The 23759-nt window shown below is 46.3% G+C and carries 25 protein-coding genes; 23 read left to right on the top strand and 2 right to left on the bottom strand.

Features of this window, described 5'->3' with window-relative positions:
* Positions 1 to 337: 337 nt before the first annotated feature.
* Complete coding sequence (gene greA / locus ST37_RS16215; RefSeq protein WP_084888318.1) at positions 338 to 811, top strand: transcription elongation factor GreA; 474 nt, start codon at positions 338 to 340, stop codon at positions 809 to 811.
* Positions 812 to 1036: 225 nt separating this feature from the next.
* Here greA and yhbY read toward each other — a convergent pair whose 3' ends face one another.
* A complete protein-coding gene (yhbY, locus tag ST37_RS16220) occupies positions 1037 to 1333 on the bottom strand; it encodes a ribosome assembly RNA-binding protein YhbY (RefSeq protein ID WP_084888320.1) in 297 nt (98 codons plus the stop codon).
* Positions 1334 to 1893: 560 nt separating this feature from the next.
* On the opposite strand from yhbY, the gene ftsH reads away from it, so the two are divergent.
* The 4 genes from ftsH to ST37_RS16240 all read left to right on the top strand — a co-directional run bounded on the left by ftsH (position 1894) and on the right by ST37_RS16240 (position 6605).
* The gene (ftsH, locus tag ST37_RS16225) at positions 1894 to 3882 is read left to right on the top strand and encodes an ATP-dependent zinc metalloprotease FtsH (protein WP_084888322.1); all 1989 of its coding nucleotides are present in this window, start codon (positions 1894 to 1896) and stop codon (positions 3880 to 3882) included.
* A gap of 99 nt (positions 3883 to 3981) precedes the next feature.
* Positions 3982 to 4827: a dihydropteroate synthase gene (gene folP, locus ST37_RS16230; protein WP_084888423.1), complete on the top strand. Its 846-nt coding sequence runs from the start codon at positions 3982 to 3984 to the stop codon at positions 4825 to 4827.
* Between the two features lie 3 nt (positions 4828 to 4830).
* Positions 4831 to 6168 (top strand): phosphoglucosamine mutase, encoded by a 1338-nt coding sequence (gene glmM, locus ST37_RS16235; protein ID WP_084888324.1) that lies wholly within the window; start codon positions 4831 to 4833, stop codon positions 6166 to 6168.
* Positions 6168 to 6605 (top strand): hypothetical protein, encoded by a 438-nt coding sequence (locus ST37_RS16240; RefSeq protein ID WP_084888326.1) that lies wholly within the window; start codon positions 6168 to 6170, stop codon positions 6603 to 6605. Before glmM ends, ST37_RS16240 begins: the two co-directional genes overlap by 1 nt.
* Before the next feature lie 226 nt (positions 6606 to 6831).
* Here ST37_RS16240 and suhB read toward each other — a convergent pair whose 3' ends face one another.
* Entirely contained in the window at positions 6832 to 7635 is an 804-nt protein-coding gene (suhB, locus tag ST37_RS16245) for an inositol-1-monophosphatase (RefSeq protein ID WP_084888328.1), read from the bottom strand.
* Between the two features lie 215 nt (positions 7636 to 7850).
* Between suhB and trmJ the strand changes: the two genes are divergently transcribed.
* From trmJ to bamB, 18 genes are all read left to right on the top strand, one after another.
* A complete protein-coding gene (trmJ, locus tag ST37_RS16250) occupies positions 7851 to 8582 on the top strand; it encodes a tRNA (cytosine(32)/uridine(32)-2'-O)-methyltransferase TrmJ (RefSeq protein WP_084888330.1) in 732 nt (243 codons plus the stop codon).
* Positions 8583 to 8697: 115 nt separating this feature from the next.
* The gene (iscR, locus tag ST37_RS16255) at positions 8698 to 9201 is read left to right on the top strand and encodes a Fe-S cluster assembly transcriptional regulator IscR (RefSeq protein ID WP_084888332.1); all 504 of its coding nucleotides are present in this window, start codon (positions 8698 to 8700) and stop codon (positions 9199 to 9201) included.
* 26 nt (positions 9202 to 9227) lie between these two features.
* Positions 9228 to 10442, top strand: a complete 1215-nt coding sequence (locus tag ST37_RS16260; protein WP_084888334.1) for an IscS subfamily cysteine desulfurase — start codon at positions 9228 to 9230, stop codon at positions 10440 to 10442.
* Between the two features lie 45 nt (positions 10443 to 10487).
* A complete protein-coding gene (gene iscU, locus ST37_RS16265) occupies positions 10488 to 10868 on the top strand; it encodes a Fe-S cluster assembly scaffold IscU (protein ID WP_084888336.1) in 381 nt (126 codons plus the stop codon).
* Positions 10869 to 10931: 63 nt separating this feature from the next.
* Positions 10932 to 11255 (top strand): iron-sulfur cluster assembly protein IscA, encoded by a 324-nt coding sequence (gene iscA, locus ST37_RS16270; RefSeq protein WP_084888338.1) that lies wholly within the window; start codon positions 10932 to 10934, stop codon positions 11253 to 11255.
* A 44-nt stretch (positions 11256 to 11299) separates the two neighbouring features.
* Positions 11300 to 11815 carry a co-chaperone HscB gene (gene hscB / locus ST37_RS16275; RefSeq protein WP_084888340.1) on the top strand — a complete coding sequence of 172 codons (516 nt, stop codon included), beginning with the start codon at positions 11300 to 11302 and terminating at the stop codon, positions 11813 to 11815.
* A gap of 35 nt (positions 11816 to 11850) precedes the next feature.
* Entirely contained in the window at positions 11851 to 13701 is a 1851-nt protein-coding gene (gene hscA, locus ST37_RS16280) for a Fe-S protein assembly chaperone HscA (RefSeq protein WP_084888343.1), read from the top strand.
* A 20-nt stretch (positions 13702 to 13721) separates the two neighbouring features.
* The gene (fdx, locus tag ST37_RS16285; RefSeq protein ID WP_084888345.1) at positions 13722 to 14060 is read left to right on the top strand and encodes an ISC system 2Fe-2S type ferredoxin; all 339 of its coding nucleotides are present in this window, start codon (positions 13722 to 13724) and stop codon (positions 14058 to 14060) included.
* A gap of 71 nt (positions 14061 to 14131) precedes the next feature.
* Positions 14132 to 14332, top strand: coding sequence for a Fe-S cluster assembly protein IscX (gene iscX / locus ST37_RS16290; protein ID WP_084888348.1), 201 nt, complete (start codon positions 14132 to 14134; stop codon positions 14330 to 14332).
* 160 nt (positions 14333 to 14492) lie between these two features.
* Positions 14493 to 15785 carry an aminopeptidase PepB gene (gene pepB, locus ST37_RS16295; protein WP_084888350.1) on the top strand — a complete coding sequence of 431 codons (1293 nt, stop codon included), beginning with the start codon at positions 14493 to 14495 and terminating at the stop codon, positions 15783 to 15785.
* 135 nt (positions 15786 to 15920) lie between these two features.
* Positions 15921 to 16346 carry a nucleoside-diphosphate kinase gene (ndk, locus tag ST37_RS16300; protein WP_084888352.1) on the top strand — a complete coding sequence of 142 codons (426 nt, stop codon included), beginning with the start codon at positions 15921 to 15923 and terminating at the stop codon, positions 16344 to 16346.
* Positions 16347 to 16520: 174 nt separating this feature from the next.
* Positions 16521 to 17639, top strand: coding sequence for a bifunctional tRNA (adenosine(37)-C2)-methyltransferase TrmG/ribosomal RNA large subunit methyltransferase RlmN (locus tag ST37_RS16305; RefSeq protein WP_084888425.1), 1119 nt, complete (start codon positions 16521 to 16523; stop codon positions 17637 to 17639).
* 56 nt (positions 17640 to 17695) lie between these two features.
* Positions 17696 to 18415, top strand: coding sequence for a type IV pilus biogenesis/stability protein PilW (pilW, locus tag ST37_RS16310; RefSeq protein WP_084888355.1), 720 nt, complete (start codon positions 17696 to 17698; stop codon positions 18413 to 18415).
* Positions 18416 to 18433: 18 nt separating this feature from the next.
* Positions 18434 to 19411, top strand: coding sequence for a cytoskeleton protein RodZ (gene rodZ / locus ST37_RS16315; RefSeq protein WP_172401019.1), 978 nt, complete (start codon positions 18434 to 18436; stop codon positions 19409 to 19411).
* Between the two features lie 4 nt (positions 19412 to 19415).
* Positions 19416 to 20540: a flavodoxin-dependent (E)-4-hydroxy-3-methylbut-2-enyl-diphosphate synthase gene (ispG, locus tag ST37_RS16320; RefSeq protein WP_084888357.1), complete on the top strand. Its 1125-nt coding sequence runs from the start codon at positions 19416 to 19418 to the stop codon at positions 20538 to 20540.
* 12 nt (positions 20541 to 20552) lie between these two features.
* Positions 20553 to 21821 (top strand): histidine--tRNA ligase, encoded by a 1269-nt coding sequence (hisS, locus tag ST37_RS16325; protein WP_084888359.1) that lies wholly within the window; start codon positions 20553 to 20555, stop codon positions 21819 to 21821.
* A gap of 12 nt (positions 21822 to 21833) precedes the next feature.
* Positions 21834 to 22448 carry a tetratricopeptide repeat protein gene (locus ST37_RS16330; protein ID WP_084888361.1) on the top strand — a complete coding sequence of 205 codons (615 nt, stop codon included), beginning with the start codon at positions 21834 to 21836 and terminating at the stop codon, positions 22446 to 22448.
* 10 nt (positions 22449 to 22458) lie between these two features.
* On the top strand, positions 22459 to 23622 hold the full coding sequence (bamB, locus tag ST37_RS16335) for an outer membrane protein assembly factor BamB (protein WP_084888363.1): 1164 nt from the start codon (positions 22459 to 22461) through the stop codon (positions 23620 to 23622).
* Positions 23623 to 23759 lie beyond the last annotated feature (137 nt).

The raw sequence follows: 23759 nt of genomic DNA on the forward strand, positions 1-23759 counted from the left end.
TCGTTAATGAGACAATCGTTCCTCTAATGAGTGTTAGGCTGTATTAATGACGTATAAAGTTAGAGAGTTTAAAGAGAGTGGTTTGTTGTTATGGCAGCAGCTTGGCTTGAGGTTCTTCCTAATGGGCTACGTCAGTTTTATCGCTGCTATCGAACGGAGTTAATCGCATTTGTTACAGTGCAAAAACTAAAGAGTGATGATCTATGGCTGTAATTTGGGTAAACTGACTCAAACATCAAATTAATCCGCCTAACTTAGTTTTTCACTGAGTGGGCTTTTGTTGCTCTAAAGTTTACTAGGAATCAGAAGCCGAGTAGCTTAGAGATTGAGGAATAAAATGGAAAAAGTACCTATGACTGCTCAAGGCGAGCAGTTACTTAAAACAGAATTAGAGCGTCTATTAAAACTGCGCCCACAAATATCTCAAGCGATTGCTGAAGCTCGGGAGCTTGGTGATTTAAAAGAGAACGCCGAGTATCATGCTGCACGTGAAGAGCAAGGCATCTGTGAAGCTCAAATCCGCGATATCGAGTACAAACTCTCTGTCGCACAAGTGATCGACGTTGCCAATATGGAAAATACTGGCAAAGTAATTTTTGGCACCACAGTTACGGTTATTGATGTCGATACGGACGAAGAGTTTACCTATCAAATTGTCGGTGATGATGAAGCGGATATTAAGGCGGGTAAAATTTCAGTGAGCTCGCCAATCGCACGTGGTCTTATTGGCAAGTTAGAAGGCGATGAAGTGTCTATCCAAACGCCTGGTGGCGCCAAAGACTTTGAAATCGATAAAGTAGAATACAAGTAACACCAATCGACGTCATTAACTGGTCAGAAAATTGCGCCGAAAAAATCGCTTAGAACAAGGCAAAGATTGCCATAGGTAGTTGTTCTACCTGCAAATATTTAACGCGGTTAGCAGTGATTTTAACGGGCAAGATTGATCAGGTAATTGCTTTGGTTGGTATAGTACTCTGCTTTAGAGCATATAAAAAAAGGCTGCCATTGGCAGCCTTTTCTCGTTTACTGGCTCTTATTTACGAGGCAGTTCGATTTTGCGCTCTTCGCTAGGGCGATAGATCACGAGTACTTTACCAATGGTTTGTACTTTTTCGGCTTCGGTTTCGCGAATAATGGCGTCAATGATCAGGCCTTTTGTTTCGCGATCTTCAGAAGCGACCTTCACTTTGATCAACTCGTGGTGATTCAGTGCGATCTCGATTTCCGCTAGTACAGCTTCTGTCAATCCGTTTGCGCCAAGCAATACCACAGGTTTAAGGTGGTGTGCTAAGCCTTTTAGATGCTGTTTTTGTTTGGTGCTTAAATTCATAGTGCGGCCAAAAATCTTTGTTAATAGGGTTGAAAAGTCGATAGTGTAACTGCATATACAACTCAAGACTATACTTTTACCATGAATAGTCTAGTTATCACTTTTACTCTGTGCCAGCTTTGTTGAGCATCTTTGGCCATTACGGCAGCAAAAAGAGACCACAACAATACTTTGTTTCAAGAAAGTTCCATGGATCGAGTGGAACGGATGTTGGATTGTCTGGTCAAGAGTTAGCAGTTACTGGGCGCTCGTGGTAAAAGTATTATAAGGCGAACGTTTTGATCACAATGTGTAAAGCGTTCGTAGAGTGTTCATAGCAACAAAGATTCGTACGCCTAACCCTTTTCTCGCACGCTCTAGCAATGTCTAAATTGTTGCACCGGGTTACAAAGGTTAACGTTTTTGAGTAAAAATAATGTAAATGAAGGGAGTTCGCTAGGTAAGCGAGCGATTATCATTTACTATTACATTTATAGTATTTCGCGTGGCTACAGAGTTCGTTCTGTAGTAATCTACTTTTTATTACAACTAGTTAACTAGGGGCTGACACCTTGAGTGACATGGCAAAAAATCTAATACTGTGGCTCGTTATTGCAGTAGTGTTGATGTCGGTTTTCCAAAGCTTTGGACCAAGCGACGGCAACGGTCGTACCGTGGATTACACCACGTTTATACAGGAAGTGGGTCAAGGACAAGTCCGTGAAGCACAGATTAACGATAAAGAGATCATCTTTTATCGGAATGACAGTTCACGTTATGTGACTTACATGCCGGTCTACGATACCAAGTTACTGGACGATTTGATCAATCAAAAAGTAAAAGTAACCGGTACACCACCAGAAGAACAGAGCCTTCTCGGCACCATCTTCATCTCATGGTTCCCAATGATCTTACTGATTGGTGTGTGGATATTCTTCATGCGTCAAATGCAAGGCGGCGGTGGCAAAGGCGCCATGTCGTTTGGTAAGAGTAAAGCTCGCATGATGAGCGAAGAACAAATTAAAACGACGTTTGCTGATGTCGCAGGGTGTGACGAAGCAAAAGAAGACGTTAAAGAGTTAGTCGACTACTTGCGCGACCCTAGCCGCTTCCAAAAACTTGGCGGTAAGATCCCAACGGGCGTACTTTTGGTTGGCCCTCCTGGTACGGGTAAAACCTTACTCGCGAAGGCGATCGCAGGAGAAGCAAAAGTACCGTTCTTTACTATTTCCGGTTCGGATTTTGTAGAAATGTTTGTCGGTGTGGGTGCATCCCGTGTCCGCGACATGTTCGAGCAAGCTAAAAAAGCTTCACCTTGTATTATCTTTATCGATGAAATCGATGCCGTAGGCCGTCAACGTGGCGCCGGTGTTGGTGGCGGTCACGATGAACGTGAGCAAACACTAAACCAGATGCTGGTTGAAATGGATGGTTTTGAAGGCAACGAAGGTATTATCGTTATCGCTGCGACTAACCGCCCAGACGTATTGGACCCTGCGCTACTGCGTCCTGGTCGATTTGACCGTCAAGTGGTTGTCGGTCTTCCGGATGTTCGTGGTCGTGAGCAAATTCTTAAAGTGCATATGCGCAAAGTACCGCTGGCAGGGGACGTTGAACCGTCACTGATTGCACGTGGTACTCCAGGGTTTTCCGGTGCAGACCTTGCGAACCTTGTCAATGAAGCCGCTCTTTTCGCTGCTCGTGGTAATAAGCGCAACGTATCGATGGTCGAGTTCGAGCTCGCTAAAGACAAAATCATGATGGGTGCAGAACGTCGCTCTATGGTGATGTCTGAAGAGATTAAAGAGTCTACGGCTTATCACGAAGCTGGCCATGCCATTGTGGGTCGACTGGTACCTGAGCACGATCCTGTGTACAAAGTGTCTATCATTCCACGCGGCCGTGCACTGGGTGTTACCATGTACTTGCCGGAGCAAGATCGCGTGAGTATGTCTCGCCGCCACTTAGAGTCAATGATTTCTAGTTTGTACGGTGGTCGCTTAGCTGAAGAGCTTATTTACGGTGGAGACAAAGTATCTACGGGTGCATCAAACGATATCGAACGTGCAACAGACATTGCACGTAAGATGGTTACCCAGTGGGGCTTCTCCGATAAATTAGGCCCACTTCTGTACGCAGAAGAAGAGGGTGAGGTGTTCTTGGGTCGTAGCGTTACACAGACTAAACATATGTCTGATGATACTGCAAAATTGATTGATGACGAAATTCGTCAAATCATCGACCGTAACTACGCACGTGCACAGCAAATCCTAGAAGAAAACATGGATATTATGCACAGCATGAAAGACGCATTGATGAAATATGAAACCATCGATGCAGGTCAGATTGACGACCTTATGGAGCGTAAAGAAGAGATCCGTGAACCTGCTGGATGGGGCGATCAATCTCGCGCGACCGAAGAGTCGAATAAATCTCGACACGATAAGTCAGATGACTCGAATGCAAAGCAGGATGAGCCAACTAAGTCTGAAGGTAAAGCCGATAACAGCGCTGAACCTAAGCAAGATGCGCCAACCGATGATGCAACGAAGTCTAAAGACGCAGAGTAAGTATCGAAATTAAACCCAAACCCCGAGCTTGCTCGGGGTTTTCTGCTATTCATGGGTAAGGAAACTTACCGAGCGGCACAATTCAATATCAATAATGTTATGCAACTTAACCACAAGCACAAAGTTCTAGACTTATCGACGCCTCAAGTGATGGGGATACTCAACACAACACCTGATTCTTTCTCGGATGGTGGTGAGCACAACGCAATAAAAGACGCCTTGACGCATGCTAAGGCCATGATTAAGCGGGGCGCGACCATCATAGACATTGGTGGAGAGTCAACACGCCCAGGCGCACCAGAAGTGACGCTTGAAGAAGAGTTGCAGCGAACCATTCCGGTGATTAGAGCACTTCGAGCCGAGTCTGATGTTTGGATATCCATCGACACCAGTAAAGCTCAGGTCATGAAAGAGGCCATTGAGGCAGGCGCTGACATAATTAACGATGTGAGAGCACTGCAAGAGCCTGGGGCTTTAGAGGCTGCTGCAGAGTGTGACGCACCTATCTGTTTAATGCATATGCAAGGTCAACCTCGCTCTATGCAACACAATCCGACTTATAATGATGTTGTTAGTGATGTCTCGGCATTTCTGGAACAGCGAATGATCGACTGCGATCGTGTTGGTATTCGACGAGAGCGGCTGATTTTAGACCCTGGGTTTGGCTTTGGAAAAACTATCGAGCACAACTATCAATTATTGAGTGCTTTAGATCAGTTTCACTCATTAGGGGTTCCTATTTTGGCGGGAATGTCGCGTAAATCGATGTTGTTTAAACTTCTCGATAAAGCGCCTAACCAATGCGTAGCGGCCAGTGTTGCAGCCGCGACCATTGCTGCTCAAAAAGGCACACAAATAATTAGAGTGCACGACGTTGCAGAAACGGTCGATGCGCTTAAAATAGTACAACAATTACAATTAGTTAATATCAATAATAAAGGTTAATTTATGGCTAGCAGACGCTATTTTGGTACAGATGGTATTCGCGGGAAAGTAGGGCAATATCCGATCACTCCTGACTTCGTATTGAAGTTGGGTTGGGCTGCTGGGCGAGTGTTGGCTAAGCAAGGTACGAAAAAAGTCATTATTGGTAAAGATACGCGTATATCCGGGTACATGCTTGAGTCTGCTTTAGAAGCTGGTCTGGCGGCGGCTGGCTTAAAAGCAACCTTAACAGGACCAATGCCTACACCTGCGGTCGCGTACCTCACCCAAACGTTTAGAGCAGAAGCAGGCATAGTTATTTCTGCTTCTCATAACCCTTATTACGACAATGGAATCAAATTCTTTTCATCGGAGGGGACCAAACTACCAGACGATATCGAGTTGGCGATTGAAGCGGAACTTGAGAAGGATATTGAGTGTGTGGACTCAGCATTGCTGGGTAAAGCGACTCGTTTAGATGATGCTGCTGGCCGATACATCGAATTTTGCAAAAGCACTTATCCCAAAGACTTAAGTCTTAGTTCGTTAAACATTGTTATCGACTGTGCTCACGGCGCTACTTATCATATCGCACCAAGCGTGTTTAGTGAGTTAGGTGCAAATGTCATTGCCATGGGAGTGTCGCCTAATGGGACCAACATTAACCATGAAGTCGGTGCAACAGATGTAAAAGCTCTGCAAGCTCGAGTTGTAGAGGAACAGGCCGATCTTGGCTTAGCCTTTGATGGCGATGGTGACCGTATTATTATGGTTGACCATCTTGGCAACAAGATTGATGGCGACCAGATCGCCTACATCATAGCCCGTGATGCCCTACGACGTGGTGAACTTAAAGGTGGTGTAGTTGGTACGCTTATGACCAACCTAGGAATGGAAAATGGTCTAAAACAACTGGGTATTCCGTTTGTACGTGCCTCGGTAGGCGATCGATATGTCATGGAGAAACTTCTTGAGCGTGACTGGCTAATTGGCGCAGAGAACTCAGGTCACGTGATCCTTTTGGATAAAGTGACGACCGGCGATGCAATCGTTGCTAGCTTGCAAGTCCTAGCCTCCGTGGTGGGAAGTGAAATGTCACTCAATGAGCTTTCTCAGGGAATGACACTTTACCCTCAAGAGTTGATCAATGTTCGTTTTGAAGGTGACAGCGATCCTATGAATGCGGCAAGTGTACTTGCGGCGGTTTCAGGTGCTGAAGCTGAATTAGCCGATAAAGGCCGCGTATTACTGCGCAAATCAGGTACCGAGCCTTTGATTCGCGTTATGGTCGAAGGTGAAGACGGCGAGCAAGTATTGCGCTGTGCACAAACCATTGCTGAAGCAGTGAAAGCCGCGAGCTAATGATTGCTGGTTATCAAATAAGGGGCGCATTGGCGCTCCTTTTGTTATTGGGCATAGTGTTATTAAGCCTTACAGGGTGCGATAAGGGCGAGATTGCACAGTACAGTCCCATACGGTCAATGCTAGAGCAATACAGCCAACAGGTGAATGTGTTAGCGACTCAGCAAGGCCTTGAAGGGCAGAGACAAGCAGAGCTTTATGACAATGGAGTCATCACACTGACTTATGGCTACCCTGAGCCATCAGAAGATGGATTGAGCAAGCTGCTTAATAAGTTGGACCAACAGTGGCGTATCGAGACGCCTAATGTCGTCATGCCGCAAGGTTTTATGACAGTGTGGATTGTTAAGCACACTACACAGCGTTGTGGCGTGATTTACAGTATTAACACGGCGCACCCGCAGCCACCATTAATTAAAGTTCAGTGCATGGAATAATACTAACCAACGCAATAACCTGATCATTGTTGCTCGTTCAAATCACGGGTAACGGTGTTAAAGATTTTTTGTAAAACAACTACCTACGGAAATACTTGCCTTGTTCTCAGCGATTTTTGCCGTCGCAATGTTCCGACCAGTTAATTACTTCGATTAGTATAAAAAAAAACGGAAGATGTGCTCGTAAGCGCATCTCCCGTTATCAAAACTCGAGTTGTCGAAAAGTTTACTTCAACATACCTTCGTTAGCGTTCTCACGTACGTGCTTAAGCATCGCTTTAACACCACGTGGAGACGAAGCAACAATGTTGCCAGACGTCATGTATTCAGTACGGCCTGAAAAATCGGTGACGATGGCGCCTGCTTCACGAGCAATCAGATCACCGGCAGCAATGTCCCAAGGCTTAAGACCTAGTTCGAAAAATCCGTCAACACGACCAGCGGCTAGGTAGCAAAGATCCAGCGCGGCTGAACCTTGGCGACGGAAGTCAGCGACTTCAGTAAACATAGAGCTCATTACTTTAAAGTATGACTCAGAATGCTGCTTTTGCTTAAATGGGAAACCAGTCGCAATGATTGCGCCTTGAAGGTCTTTTGCTTGTTTTACACGGATACGTGAATTATTAAGTTGCGCACCTGAACCACGAGTGGCGGTGAACAGTTCGTTGGTCATTGGGTCGTAAACACACGCTACCTCAGTACGGCCTTTCATACGAACGGCGATAGAGACTGAGAAATGTGGGATACCTTTTACGAAGTTATTAGTGCCATCCAGTGGGTCAATGATCCATTGTACATCGCTATCTTTACCTTCTTGAAGACCACTTTCTTCTGCCACAACACTGTGTTCAGGGTAAGAGGCTTTGATGGTTTCGATAATTAGAGACTCGGCTTCTTTGTCGACGTTAGTCACGAAGTCGTTGTTGCCTTTAAGAGTAGATTCAATCTTATCAGCGTTTTCTAGAGATTTAGCAATGTGATTGCCTGCTTTTCGCGCAGCGCGAATAGCGATATTCAGCATAGGATGCATATCAAAATACCCAACAGATGTTAAAGAACTAAAGCGGCGCGCAGTATACCAAGTTTCATCCAAAAAGGAAGTGCTTATTTTTTAGTCGCCAATGTCTGTGTCATCGATTCTACAAATGGTGATCACAGAAAAGTTGCTACTGTAGTTCATGGTCCAAATTTGCTAGGATCGGCGCCGATCCACACACTCATTAACTCATTAAGAAAAGATAGCTTATGTTGAACAAAGTACGAGTTGTATTAGTTGGTACCTCTCATTCAGGTAATATTGGCTCTGCAGCCAGGGCAATGAAAGTCATGGGGCTTGAGCAACTGGTATTAGTGGATCCACAATGCGAAGTGGACGAGCAAACTTTGGCGCTGGCTTCTGGGGCGGGTGATGTCGCCACCAACGCTAAGAGTGTTGCCACGCTAGAAGAAGCGGTTGCAGACTGCGAATTGGTCTTTGGTACCAGCGCTCGCTCTCGCAATTTAAACTGGCCTTTTGTTGAACCACGCGAATGTGGCCAAAAAGCGATTGAGCAAGCTCTAACCGGAAACGTTGCGGTTGTTTTTGGTCGTGAAAGAACCGGTTTAACCAATGAAGAACTGCAATTGTGTCAGTATCATTTAGGTATTCCGGCTAATCCTGAATACAGCTCGCTGAACTTAGCAATGGCGGTACAAACGGTATCGTATGAAATCCGAATGGCTTTTCTAGAACATCAACGTTCTGCATTTAAGGAACAGGTACAAGAGTATCCTCGACACAAAGAGCTAGAAATGTTTTATGAGCACCTTGAAAAAGTGCTCATCGATACCCAATTTCTATCTCAGAAACAGCCGACTTTGGTGATGAATAAATTACGCCGATTGTTTAATCGAGCTCGCCCAGAATTACAAGAATTGAATATTTTGCGAGGCATTTTGACCTCGATTGAAAAGAAAAACTCGCAAAATGATGGTTAAAATTTAACCACTTAAAGTGTAGGGCTAAATACCTGACTGTTTTAGTCAAATAAATACTTGACCCTTTTAGTCAGGTATGGAACACTTCCCTTATGTAGTAAAGAGGGAACCGACAATGAGACTGACTTCAAAAGGTAGATATGCAGTAACCGCGATGCTTGATGTCGCTCTGCATGCGCAGACGAATCCAGTGCCGCTGGCTGATATCTCAGAGCGACAAGGAATATCGCTCTCCTATTTAGAGCAGCTTTTTTCTAAATTAAGAAAAGCCGGATTGGTCTCGAGCATTCGTGGACCCGGTGGTGGTTATAGACTTGGCTTAGAGCCAACAGCCATTTCAATCGGCACCATTATTGGTGCCGTCGACGAATCTGTCGATGCCACCAAATGCCAAGGCAAAGGCGATTGCCAAGGTGGTGTTCGTTGCTTAACTCACACATTGTGGAGAGACTTAAGCTCGCGCATCAGTGACTTCTTAGACAACATTACGCTTGGTGAGCTAATGGTGGACAACGAAGTATTAGAACTTTCAGACCGACAAGATGTAGACTTGGCGGTAAACCACGGACTTGGTCAAAAGGCGTCTGCCGCGACCATTGGCGTAAACATGCGTTCGTAACGAAACAGTTTTTGACGGAGTATTAAATGAAACTGCCGATTTATTTAGATTATTCAGCGACTTGCCCAGTAGATCCTCGCGTTGCTGAAAAAATGGTCCAGTTCATGACTATGGACGGCACCTTTGGTAACCCTGCGTCGCGCTCTCACCGATACGGTTGGCAGGCGGAAGAAGCGGTCGACACCGCTCGTGAGCAGATTGCCGATCTCATTAATGCCGATCCGCGCGAAATTGTCTTTACGTCTGGTGCAACTGAATCCGATAACTTGGCAATTAAAGGTGCAGCACACTTTTACGGTAAGAAAGGTAAGCACATCATTACCAGTAAAACCGAGCATAAAGCGGTGCTTGACCCATGTCGTCAACTTGAACGTGAAGGCTACGAAGTCACGTATTTAGAGCCTGAGACAAACGGCTTGATCGATCTTCAAAAACTGCAAGATGCAATGCGTGAAGATACGATCCTAGTATCGATTATGCATGTGAATAACGAAATTGGTGTAGTGCAAGATATCGCTGCAATGGGCGAAGTGTGTCGTGACCGCAAGATAATTTTGCATGTTGATGCTGCTCAATCTGCAGGTAAACTGCCTATTGATGTTCAAGAAATGAAGGTCGACCTGATTTCATTCTCTGCCCATAAAATTTACGGCCCGAAAGGCATTGGTGCACTTTACGTTCGACGCAAGCCTCGCATTCGCTTAGAAGCACAAATGCACGGCGGTGGTCACGAGCGCGGTTTCCGTTCTGGTACGCTACCAACCCACCAAATTGTGGGTATGGGTGAAGCATTCCGTATTGCAAAAGAAGACATGCAAAAAGATTACGACCATGCGCTAGCATTGCGTAATCGTTTGTGGAAAGGCGTCAATGAGATGGAAGCGGTAACGGTGAATGGTGATTTTGATCAGCGAGTCCCGCACAACCTAAACGTAAGCTTTGCGTTTGTTGAAGGCGAGTCACTGCTTATGTCACTAAAAGATCTCGCTGTATCGTCTGGCTCAGCTTGTACGTCTGCTAGTCTCGAACCATCGTACGTACTACGTGCACTTGGTTTAAACGACGAATTGGCACACAGTTCAGTTCGCTTCTCATTTGGTCGTTTCACCACGGAAGAAGAAATAGATTACGCTGTTGAACAAATCAAAACAGCCGTTAACAAATTACGCGACATGTCACCTCTATGGGATATGTATAAAGAGGGAGTTGATCTCGATACGGTTGAGTGGGCACACCACTAATCCAATCACGTCGATCAACCAGATAGAGGAACTGAGGAATTAATCATGGCATATAGTGAAAAAGTTTTAGACCACTACGAAAACCCACGCAACGTTGGTTCATTCGATAAGGAAGACCCAAATGTGGGCAGTGGCATGGTGGGTGCACCAGCTTGCGGTGATGTAATGAAGCTGCAAATCAAAGTGACACCTGAAGGCATCATTGAAGATGCAAAATTTAAGACCTATGGTTGTGGTTCTGCTATCGCATCAAGTTCCCTCGTCACCGAGTGGGTGAAAGGCAAGTCCGTGGACGAAGCTGCCGCAATTAAAAATGCTGAAATAGCAGAAGAACTTGAGCTACCTCCGGTAAAAGTTCACTGTTCAATTCTTGCAGAAGACGCTATTAAAGCCGCTGTTGCGGATTACAAAAAGAAACACGATTAATCAATCCAAGTGGCTACCTCTGAGTGAGGTAGCTCCTTTTAGAAATATATTACAGGTTGAAGTATGGCCATTACACTTTCACAAGCAGCAGCAACTCGCGTCAAAGCCTTTTTAGAAAACCGTGGTAAAGGCGTAGGATTGCGTCTTGGCGTTAAAACCACAGGTTGCTCGGGGATGGCTTATGTTCTGGAATTTGTTGATGATCTCAACGAAGAAGACTCAGTATTTGAAGACCAGGGTATTCGCGTAATCATTGACGCTAAAAGCCTAGTGTACTTAGACGGGACCGAGCTGGATTATGTGAAAGAAGGACTCAATGAAGGTTTCGAATTTAACAACCCCAATGCGAAAAGCGAATGTGGTTGTGGCGAAAGCTTTAACGTTTAGGTTGGCTTGACCACCTCGATCTAACTTTGGATGTTGTTGTATCGATGAATCATTTTGAACTCTTTGGGCTACCGCTTCAGTTTCAACTGGATGGTAGCCTTCTTTCTTCTAGCTTCCGTGACTTGCAGCGCCAATTTCACCCAGACAACTTTGCGTCTCAGGGTGATCGTGAGCAGTTAAAGGCCGTGCAAAAAGCATCGCAAATTAACGATGCCTACCGGATACTAAAATCCCCGATTTTACGCGCAGAATATTTGCTGTCTTTGCACGGTGTGGATATTCGAGGCGAACAGCAAACTTTGCAAGATCCTCTGTTCTTAATGGAGCAAATGGAACTACGAGAAGAGCTAGAATCTATTGCAGAAGGACCTGAGCCAGAAGACGGCTTATTTGACTTTGACGCCAAGGTGCGGAAAATGCATAAAAGCGCGTTAAACACCGTGCAAGACCTACTTGAGCAATCTGCTTGGGATGAGGCTGCCGATGGTGTTCGCAAGCTTAAGTTTATCGAAAAATTAGCACATGAAGTGGAACGCGTCGAAGAGAGTCTACTCGATTAACGACCTCCATTTCGGTATTTAACACTAGGATAGTCATGCCTTTACTTCAAATTGCCGAACCAGGACAAAGCTCGGCGCCACACCAACATAAGCTTGCCGCAGGTATTGACCTCGGAACCACAAACTCTCTGGTTGCCACCGTACGCAGTGGCGAAGCTAAGCCACTATTAGACAGTCAAGGCCGTGCCACGTTACCATCGGTAGTCCATTATACTCCTACAAGCGTGGACCTTGGATTTGATGCATTGGCGCATTCCGAAACCGATCCTCAAAACACGGTTGTATCGGTGAAGCGTTTAATGGGGCGCTCTTTAAGCGACGTAAGCGCGCGTTATCCAAATCTGCCTTATTCAATGGTCTCAAGTGATAACGGTTTGCCGGTATTGCAAACGTCGGCGGGTGACAAAAACCCGATTCAAGTCTCTGCTGATATTCTTAAAGCATTAGCCAAGCGCGCTGAGACAGCTTTAGAGGGTGAGCTGACGGGAGTCGTCATTACCGTGCCGGCTTACTTCGATGATGCGCAACGTGCGGGGACAAAAGATGCTGCCAAATTAGCAGGTCTAACGGTTTTACGCTTGTTGAATGAACCAACTGCAGCCGCTATCGCCTATGGGCTAGATTCAGGTCAAGAGGGCATTATTGCCGTTTATGATCTTGGTGGTGGAACCTTCGATATCTCTATTCTTCGCCTATCTAAAGGGGTGTTTGAAGTGTTAGCGACTGGGGGTGATTCAGCCTTAGGTGGTGATGACTTTGACCATCTATTAGTTGAGCACATTCAGCAGCAAATGGGTAAGCTTAGCTTGAATGCTCATGAACGCCGTGCAGTGACTCATGCTGCGACACAAGCAAAAATAGATTTGTCGAACAATGAGGTTGCTTCTATCTCGGTGTTGGGCTGGGAAGGGCAAATTTCTCGCGAGCAGTTTGACGATATCATTCGCCCACTTATTAAAAAGACGTTGCTTGCCAGTCGTAAAACCCTTCGTGATGCACAGGTGGATAGCGACGACGTTATGCAAGTGGTCATGGTGGGGGGGTCAACTCGTACTCCTCTTGTTCGGTCTATGGTGGGTGAGTTTTTTGATAAACAGCCGTTAACCAGCATTAACCCAGATGAAGTTGTCGCCATTGGTGCGGCAATTCAGGCAGACATTCTGGCTGGCAATAAACCCGACTCAGAAATGCTACTGCTCGACGTATTGCCGCTGTCATTAGGCATTGAAACTATGGGTGGCTTGGTAGAGAAAATCATTCCAAGAAACACCACGATTCCTGTAGCCCGAGCGCAAGAATTTACCACCTTTAAGCATGGACAAACCGCGATGACGGTACACACTGTGCAAGGTGAGCGCGAGATGGTTGATGATTGTCGTTCATTGGCCAAATTTACCCTCAAAGGTATTCCGCCAATGGCCGCAGGCGCTGCGCATATTCGCGTAACCTATCAAGTGGATGCTGACGGTTTATTGTCCGTGACGGCTATGGAAAAGAGCACCGGAGTGCAAGCTGAGATTCAAGTGAAACCGTCATATGGACTCAGCGATGACGAGGTGGCTCGAATGCTTAAAGAGTCGATGAGTCACGCACAACAAGACATGCAGACCAGAGCTCTTGCCGAGCAGCGCGTAGAGGCTGACCGTGTTATTGAAGACCTACTTGCGGCCATGTCGCAAGATGGGGATGAGCTGCTTAGCGACGAAGAGCGCAATACGTTAATTAAGTCCATTGAGGCACTTATTGAACTGCGTAATGGTCAGGATACTGGCGCCATCGAAACAGGCATCAAGCAAACCGATAAAGCCAGCCAAGAGTTTGCATCACGCCGAATGGACAAATCGATTCGTCAGGCCTTAGCGGGCCAGAAAGTCGAAGATATTTAAGTTTTAGGGAACGTTTTAACATGCCGAAGATTATAGTTTTACCTCATGATGAGTTGTGCCCAGAAGGTGCAGTACTAGAAGCCAATAGTGGCGAAACCGTCCTCGACGTAGCCTTAAAAAATGGCATTGGCATTGAGCACGCATGTGAAAAATCATGTGCGTGTACAACGTGCCATATTGTGGTTCGTGAAGGGTTTGACTCGTTGGACGAAAGCGATGAGTTGGAAGATGACATGCTGGATAAAGCTTGGGGCCTTGAGCCTGAGTCGCGTCTTGGCTGTCAGGCTAAGGTGACCGATGAGGATCTTGTTGTAGAGATACCAAAGTACACGCTTAACCATGCGTCAGAAGATCATTAACGCGTCAGAAGATCATTAGCACTCTTTAGCGAGAGCGTTTCAAGAGTAAAGGACTATATTGAGGAGCGACCATGAGTTTAAAGTGGATAGATAGCCGAGATATTGCGATTGAGTTGGTGGATAAGTTTCCGGATGTAGAGCCAACCTCGGTTCGTTTTACCGACCTACACCAATGGGTGATGGAGTTGGAGGGATTTGATGATGATCCCAACCATTCTAATGAGAAAATACTAGAAGCCATTGTTATGTGCTGGTTAGATGAACGAGACTAGCGTTAAATAATGTAACTTAGTTAACAAAAATTAATAAAAAGCGAGGCGTAGGCCTCGCTTTTTATATTTCTGACACCATATCTAGGCATAATAGCCGATCTAATTTGGCTAAATACATGTAAATAAGGCGCCGATGCAAGAGCGCTTACAAGGAGACTCCATGTCATCACTGATGAACATAACACTGACCAATCAAAGCGCGGGCCCACAATGGGGCGATAACGCTATTCTTTCGTTCAATGATCAAGGTGCATCCATTCACCTTAATGACTCTCACGACTTAGGTGCGATTCAAAAAGCTGCCCGAAAACTGGATGGGCAAGGTATCCGCGAGCTTCATCTACAAGGTGAAAGTTGGGATCTAGAAGAAGTATGGGCGTTTTATCAAGGCTATCGTAACCCCAAAAAACACGGCAAAGTCTCTTGGGACGCACTATCTAATGACGCGCAAGCAGAGCTTGAGGCTCGCATTAAAGCATCAGATTGGACACGAGATATCATCAACAAAACAGGTGAAGAGGTTGCACCACGCCAATTAGCAACCATGGCGGCAGAGTTTATTAAGTCGCTGTCACCAGAGCATGTGAAATACAAAATTGTAAAAGACAAAGATCTTCTTACTGAAGGGTGGGAAGGCATTTATGCTGTCGGTCGAGGCTCAGACAGAACGTCGGCAATGCTGCAACTGGATTACAACCCGACTGGTGACGAAAACGCACCCGTATTTGCCTGTCTAGTAGGTAAAGGGATCACTTTTGATTCAGGCGGTTATAGCCTAAAACCTTCTGACTTTATGACGTCGATGAAAGCCGATATGGGCGGAGCCGCAACAGCAACGGGTGGTATGGCGTTGTCGATAATGCGTGGCTTAAATAAACGCGTGAAACTGATTTTGTGTTGCGCGGAGAATATGGTCTCGGGACGTGCATTGAAGTTGGGCGATGTGATCACCTATAAAAACGGTAAAACGGTCGAGATAATGAACACCGATGCCGAAGGTCGCTTAGTATTGGCCGATGGCTTAATGTACGCTTCTGCTCAAAACCCTGAGTTTATTGTTGATTGTGCGACCTTAACAGGTGCGGCTAAAAACGCACTGGGTAACGATTATCATGCGCTAATGTCTTTCGACGATGCGCTTGCGGAAGTGGCACTAAAGAGTGCCAATGATGAAAAAGAAGGCATGTGGCGTCTGCCATTGGCCGACTTCCACCGTGGCATGTTGCCTTCAAACTTTGCTGATTTGTCCAACATCGGCAGTGGCGATTACTCGCCTGGTGCAAGCACTGCGGCAGCGTTTCTGTCTTACTTTGTCGACGATTATAAAAACAATTGGATGCACGTTGACTGCGCGGCCACGTACCGTAAGTCTTCGACCGATAAATGGTCTGCAGGTGCAACGGGTGTCGGTATCCGTACGCTAGCCAATATTTTGCACACTAAAGCTCAATAGCTTTTACTCTTGATGATCCCTATGCGGTTGGTGAGCTGTCGTGCTTAACAGGTCAACAATCGCTACATTGAGACTGAACACACTAGATAACTGTGGTTATCTAGAAAAGCCAACAAAGTATAAAAAGGAATTGAAATGGCGATTGAAAAAACATTTTCTATAGTGAAGCCTGATGCGGTAAAGCGTAACTTGATTGGAGAAATCTACAACCGTTTTGAGAAAGCGGGACTGCAGATTGTTGCCTCTAAGATGGTTCACCTCACAGAAGAACAAGCAAGTGGATTTTACGCTGAGCATGACGGCAAACCCTTTTTTAAAGACTTGAAAGCGTTTATGACGTCTGGCCCAATTATGGTTCAGGTTCTGGAAGGGGAAAATGCGATTTCTCGCTACCGTGAATTGATGGGTAAAACCAATCCAGAAGAAGCCGCGTGTGGAACGATTCGTGCCGACTTTGCACTGAGTATGCGCCATAACTCAGTACACGGCTCGGATAGCCCAGAGTCTGCGGCTCGTGAAATAGAGTTTTTCTTTGCACCATCAGAAATCTGCCCACGTTAATTTCTAGAATGATGAGCGCTATACTTAAAGGTCAGTCACTTAGGTGACCGGCCTTTTTTTGTGGGCATTCTCACCCTTGTTGTCGGTGACCAAACCCTGTACAATTCGCGCCCTATTTAGACTGAGACTGCGATGACAGCAGACTCAACCAATCTCGAGAACGAAAGAGGCAACATGACTCAAGCGAAAGTGAATTTGATGGATCTTGACCGTAATGGACTTCGTCAATACTTTACCGAAGATCTCGGTGAAAAAGCCTTTCGTGCCGAACAGGTGATGAAGTGGATATACCACTACGGTATTGATAACTTCGACGAAATGACTAACCTCAATAAGAAGCTACGCGAAAAGCTAAAGCGTGTGGCAGAGGTAAAAGCACCTGTCGTGTCTGCAGCCCAGCATTCATCGGACGGAACGATCAAGTGGGCCATGCGCGTAGGAGATCAAGACGTCGAGACGGTGTACATTCCTGATGAAGATCGAGCGACACTGTGCGTGTCGTCGCAAGTTGGTTGTGCTCTAGAGTGCAAGTTTTGCTCAACTGCGCAGCAAGGGTTTAATCGTAACCTCCGAGTGTCTGAAATTATTGGACAAGTGTGGCGCGCAGCGAGAGAGATTGGTCTGCAAAAAGACACAGGTCGCCGCCCGATCACCAATGTTGTTATGATGGGCATGGGCGAGCCACTGCTCAATATGAAAAACCTTATCCCAGCGCTAGAGCTTATGCTGGATGATCTGGGTTTTGGGTTGTCAAAGCGTCGTGTAACAGTATCTACATCGGGTGTTGTGTCTGGATTGGATCAGATGACCGGCACTATAGACGTTGCGTTAGCCATTTCTTTGCACGCGCCGACAGACGAGTTGCGCAGTGAAATTATGCCAATTAACGACCGTTGGAATATTCAAGACTTTTTAGGGTCCGTACGTCGTTATATTGAATCGTCTAATGCCAACCGAGGCAAGGTCACGGTCGAATATATCTTGTTGGATCATGTCAATGACGACATGGAACATGCAAGGCAGCTCGCAGACTTGCTAAAAGATACCCCAGCCAAAGTCAATTTGATTCCATTTAACCCTTATCCTGGTTCACCTTATAAGAAGCCAAGTAATTCGCGCATCGACCGTTTTATGAAAACATTGATGCAGTACGATTTCACGGTGACGGTTCGTAAAACTCGTGGCGATGACATCGATGCAGCCTGTGGTCAACTGGTTGGTGATGTGATCGACCGCACTAAGCGAACAAAACAGTTGAAAAGCGCGGAACCAATTGAAGTTAAGTCTCTCTAAACTCTGAGAGATTCCTAAAAATGAGCTCTGCGTCCAATTTTACGTAGGTAAGCTCAATGTTTAGAAGATTGATAACCATTTTTATTGTCAGTACTTCGGTAGGCTGTGTTACAGTGACAGAGCCTGTCGCTGAGGTCGATAATAAAAAAGCTGCGATTTCAAGAATTGAACTAGGTTTCAACTACTTAGAATCTGGTGATAGTGCAAAAGCTAAGCAAAATTTTACTAAAGCTATGCGAGTTGCTCCCGAGTTAGCTGCTAGCCATTTGGCCATTGCCTACTATTATCAAAGCGTCGGCGAGCTGAACAAAACACATGCAGCCTATCTGCGAGGTATTGCAACGGTTCAGCAACGGGGTGATTTATACAATAATTACGGAGCATTTCTCTGCTCGCAGAGAGAATACGAGCAAGCGCTGCACTATTTCGAACAAGCGATTGCTCAGCCTGATTACTATCAGACAGCGGCCAGTTATGAAAACGCCGGGTTATGCGCATTACAAGCAGAAGATAAACAACAAGCATTCGAGTTTTTCCAGCGTGCGACTGAACATCAACCGCTCCGCTTTCAAGCCACGTTGCAGTTAGCGAAACTGGAAATAGCACAGGGTGATCGAGCTAATGCTAGGCTTAGATTACATAGGTTTCATCAAAGGTACGGGTACCACGTTAATAGCATTACATTGTTGATAGAACTAGAAAAACAAGCTGACAATTGGAGTATGGTGGATAGATATCAGCACCTTCTCGAGCGACAACTACCCGTATCGCAGTAATATCAAAACAGATAATTCATGAACGAACAGAGTCAACTGCACGATAACGCAGAACAGCAAACAGAACAGTCTCAAACTCCTCCAATTGAGTTGGCGGGTGATTTATTGCGAAAGCAACGTCTTGCGCTTGGCATGAGCCAGAAACAGGTCGCCGATCGACTTAGATTACGGGAAACCACCATCGACGCGATCGATAAAAATGAATTCGACCTCGGGCAAGTCGACACCTTTGTGAAAGGGTATTTGCGCTCTTATGCAAAAATTGTCGGCCTTAAAGAGCACGATGTGCTTGCCGCCTACGAACAGCACAATCCAAGTGCAGCGGGCGATTCTGCCTTGCAAAGCTTTTCTAGAAAAACCAAGAACGAAAAGCACGACAATAACTTGATGCGATTAACCTATGTGATCGTCTTCATCTTAATTGGTATATCTTCACTGTGGTGGTGGCAAAGCCAGCAAAACAACGGTGTAGAAATAGACGCGCCGCAAGAAATGGTCAACGAACAAAGCAACTTAGCTTTAGAGTCTGAACCCGTTGTTGAAATCTCCGCTCCTGCCTCTAATGAACCTGCTTCTCCGAGTATCGACCGTGATGCTCAGCAGCGTGAAGCCAGTGTCATTGAACAAGACACTCAACCAGAATCGGTTACCGAACAATCAGAGCAAGAAGCAGAAGTTGCACAAGCACCTGCAGAGATCGTTGAAGAAGTTGTTGCTCAAACTGAGAGTCCAGAGCCACAAGCACCTGTTGAAGTCTCATCGAGTGAGCTTTTTATGACGTTTACGGCTGACTGCTGGATCCAAGTCAAAGATGCCACAGGAAAAGTGCTGTCTACCGGGGTTAAAAAAGCAGGCAACAGTTTCTCATTAGATGGAGAAAAGCCCTACAGCATTATTTTAGGTGCTCCAGAAGGTGTGGAAATGCGATTAGCAAGTGAACCCGTCGACCTTTCTGGGTATACTGCCGGTAAAGTAGCCCGATTTACATTACCTTAACGATATGCAATACGAATCTCCTATAAAACGTCGCCCATCGACTCGAATTTACGTGGGCGATGTGCCTATTGGTGACGGTGCTCCAATTGCCGTTCAATCAATGACAAATACACGCACCACGGATGTAGACGCAACCGTGGCTCAAATACGCTCGTTGGAGAAAGTAGGGGCAGACATTGTTCGTGTCTCCGTGCCAACGATGGAAGCGGCCGAAGCATTCAAGCAGATCAAACAGCAAGTTGCTGTCCCGTTAGTGGCCGATATTCACTTTGACTATCGCATTGCATTAAAAGTGGCGGAGTATGGCGTGGATTGCCTTCGTATTAATCCGGGTAACATCGGTAACGAAGCACGCATACGCTCGGTTGTTGATTGCGCTCGTGATAAAAATATTCCTATCCGTATCGGTGTTAATGGCGGATCGTTAGAAAAAGATCTTCAACTTAAATATGGCGAGCCTACTCCCGAAGCGTTGGTTGAGTCTGCAATGCGCCATGTCGACATTTTAGACAGACTGAACTTTGATCAGTTTAAGATCAGTGTGAAAGCGTCTGACGTGTTTCTTGCTGTCGAATCGTATCGTTTATTGGCTCAAAAAATTGACCAACCTTTGCATTTGGGGATCACCGAAGCCGGTGGTGCTCGAGCAGGTGCAGTTAAATCGTCGGTTGGGTTAGGTATGTTACTGGCAGAGGGGATTGGCGACACATTGCGTATTTCTCTTGCCGCAGACCCTGTCGAAGAGATCAAAGTTGGCTTTGATATTCTAAAATCACTTAGAATTCGCTCACGCGGGATTAACTTCATTGCGTGCCCGAGCTGTTCTCGACAAGAGTTCGATGTGATAGGCACTGTAAATGCCCTTGAGGAGCGTCTGGAAGACATCATCACACCATTGGACGTGTCCATTATAGGGTGTGTAGTCAACGGTCCAGGTGAAGCGGAAGTGTCTCACCTTGGATTGGCAGGAAGCCATCGAAAAAGCGCATTTTACGAGGACGGTAAGCGTCAAAAAGAGCGCTTTGACAATGACAATTTGGTCGATCAGTTAGAAGCAAAAATTCGCGCAAAAGCTGCGCAAATGGACGAGAGTAATCGCATTGACGTGAATCTCGTTGATACACAGTAATTGGACAGTAAAGTGGCTAAAACTATACAAGCAATTAGAGGCATGAACGACTGCCTCCCGACACAGTCTCCACTGTGGCAAAAAGTAGAAAATGCAGTTAAAAACACGGTAAGTGCTTACGGTTATAGTGAAGTGCGCATGCCGATCGTGGAACAAACGCATCTGTTCAGTCGTGCGATCGGTGAAGTTACCGATGTGGTCGAAAAAGAGATGTACACCTTTGAAGACCGAAATGGCGATAGCCTAACGCTTCGTCCAGAAGGGACCGCTGGGTGTGTTCGCGCTGGAATTGAAAACGGTTTGCTTTATAACCAAGAGCAGCGTTTATGGTACATGGGCCCAATGTTCCGACATGAGCGTCCTCAAAAAGGGCGCTATCGCCAGTTCCATCAGTGTGGTGTTGAAGTCTTTGGTCTTAATGGTCCAGACGTTGATGCCGAACTGATTATGCTGACGGCGAGATTGTGGCGTGAGCTAGGCATCGCTGATCATGTCCGTTTGGAGTTGAACTCGATTGGCTCATTAGAGGCTCGTCAGCAATACCGTGAAGCGTTAGTTACGTTTCTTGAGCAACACATCGATATCCTCGATGACGATTGTAAGCGACGTATGCATACCAACCCATTGCGTGTGTTGGACACTAAAAATCGCGACATTCAAGCGATACTGGTCGATGCCCCACAACTGTCAGACTATTTAGATCAAGATTCAAAAGAGCATTTTGCTGGATTGTGTGAGTTGCTTGATGCTGCAGGTATTGAGTATCAAGTTAACCAACGTCTAGTTCGTGGGCTTGATTACTACAACCGAACGGTTTTCGAATGGATCACCGATAGCCTTGGTGCTCAAGGAACAGTGTGTGGTGGTGGCCGCTACGATGGCTTAGTAGAACAGCTCGGTGGAAAATCTACCCCAGCGGTTGGTTTTGCTATGGGACTAGAGCGTCTAGTTCTTATGCTCGAAACGCTTGAACTCACAGACGTGAGACGCAGTGTTGACGTGTATATGGTGACCGCAGGCGAAGGCACACTGATGGCGGGTATGAAACTTGCTGAGTCGTTGCGCGAAGCGTTGCCTGGTATTCGTATCATGAGTCACTTTGGTGGCGGTGGCTTTAAGAAGCAATTTAAACGCGCTGACAAAGTAGGTGCTGTAGTTGCACTTGTGCTTGGCGAAAATGAAGTCGCGGAAGGCACGGTTGTACTCAAAGACCTTAAAGGTGGCGAACAACACAGCATTGCAACAGCAGACGTTGCACATGCACTCAAGGATTTAATTTAAGAGGTTACGATCGTGGAAATTTACGACGATGAAGAACAACAAGTAGAAGCCATTAAAAATTGGTGGCAAGAGAATGGTAAAGCGATCGTTGTGGGCGCAGTTGTTGGTTTAGGTGGCCTGTTTGGCTGGCGCTATTACCAAGACAGTGTCCTTGAAGCACAAGAAGCTCTGTCACAACAATACAACACCATCAGTGATGCATTCGCGATGCAAAGTGCATCAGCAACTGAAGACGCACTGGCGTTTATCGAAGCCAACAAAGGCGAAGAATACGCCGTTCTTGCAGCAATGCAGCTGGCGAAAAGCTATGTTGCAGCCGGTGAACTTGAGCAAGGTTTAGCTCAGTTGGAGCTTGCGCAATCGTCGACTAAAGACGCTGCACTTAAAACCGTGCTAACCGTTCGCAAAGCGCGCGTAATGGCGGAACTTGAGCAGTTTGACGGCGCACTAGAGCAATTGGCAACAGTCACATCTTCAGGTTGGCAAGGCCGAGTTGCAGAAGCTAAAGGCGACATTCTTCTTCGTCAGGGGAATAAAGAAGCGGCAAGAACCGCCTACCTTGAAGCTCAGCAATCTGTTGATGCTAGCCAGCTGATTCAACTCAAACTGGATGATTTGGCTCAATAAGGGCGGCTGGATGCGTAAACCAATAACAAAACTATTGTGGGCGGCAGCACTTGTAACAGGCTTAGCGGCGTGTTCGAGTGAAGAAGATACGGTGATCATGGCGCCGCTACCTGTGGTCCAAAGTGAGTTCACACCAGCGACCAACTGGACCTCGACCGTACGCGGTGGAGTAGGGCACTTTTTCAGCGAGTTATCACCAGTCTACGCGTACGACACACTATTTGTGGCCAGTCGCGACGGTATGGTGCGAGCACTGGAGCCTGAGACCGGCAAAGAAATTTGGTCTCAGAACCTTCAGCAAGACACGTCTGCAAGACTATCTGGTGGGATCCACGCGGCCTACAGACAGCTTTTTATTGGCTCAGAAAATGGCGAGCTGATTTCTTTGGACGTAGAGTCTGGCGAGATCAAATGGCGGGCACCGGTGCAGGGTGAAGTGTTATCTGAGTCGGCAACCGATTCTAACTTAGTACTGACTCATACTAGCCGTGGTATTTTGGTTGCTCACAAAGAGGAAACCGGAGAAGAAGTCTGGTCGATCAGTACTGAAGTTCCGGCATTATCGCTGCGAGGAACCAGTTCTCCTGTGACCGCCTCTGGCGGTGTATTTTGGGGAACCGCAAACGGTCGTTTGGCAGCCGCAATTATCGAACGGGGTCAGCTCATTTGGCAACAGCCTATCGCGACCCCAAAAGGTGCGACAGAAATTGATCGCTTAGTGGATGTGGATGCAAGCCCTCTTATTCTGGGTACAAATCTGTATACAGTAGGATTTAATGGTCAGCTAGTGGCGATTGATCTTCGCTCTGGTAGTCCCGCTTGGAAGCGTAACTACTCTTCCGCGATGGACATTACCAGCGATGGCCGCACATTGTACTTGATTACCGACCGAGACCACGTCGTTGCTGTTGATGCTCGTAGTGGTACAGAGCTGTGGAGCAACGTGCTACTTGAAAATCGACTGCTCACTGCGCCAAAACTGATCGATGACATGGTTGTTGTTGGTGATAGCGAAGGCTACTTACATTGGTTAGATCGTCGCAGCGGTAATTTTGTTGCACAACAACTGGTCGATGAAAGTGGCTTTGCTGTGGGTCCTGTTGAGTTAGACGACGGATTTGTTATTCAGACTCGAAAAGGCAGTGTAATTAAGTATTCGCTTAACAACGAATAGGTTAAGTTACACGTAAAAGAGTGATATAATTCACATTCGGCTCCATGCTGGCGACAGTTGGAGCCGTTTTGCTGTTTACAGCAGCCACTAAAAATGGCGTCTATGCTAAATAATACCATCATAAACGATTGAACGTT

Origin of the sequence: Vibrio sp. qd031, assembly GCF_002100145.1 — a bacterium.
In the GTDB taxonomy this organism is placed as follows: Bacteria; Pseudomonadota; Gammaproteobacteria; order Enterobacterales; family Vibrionaceae; genus Vibrio.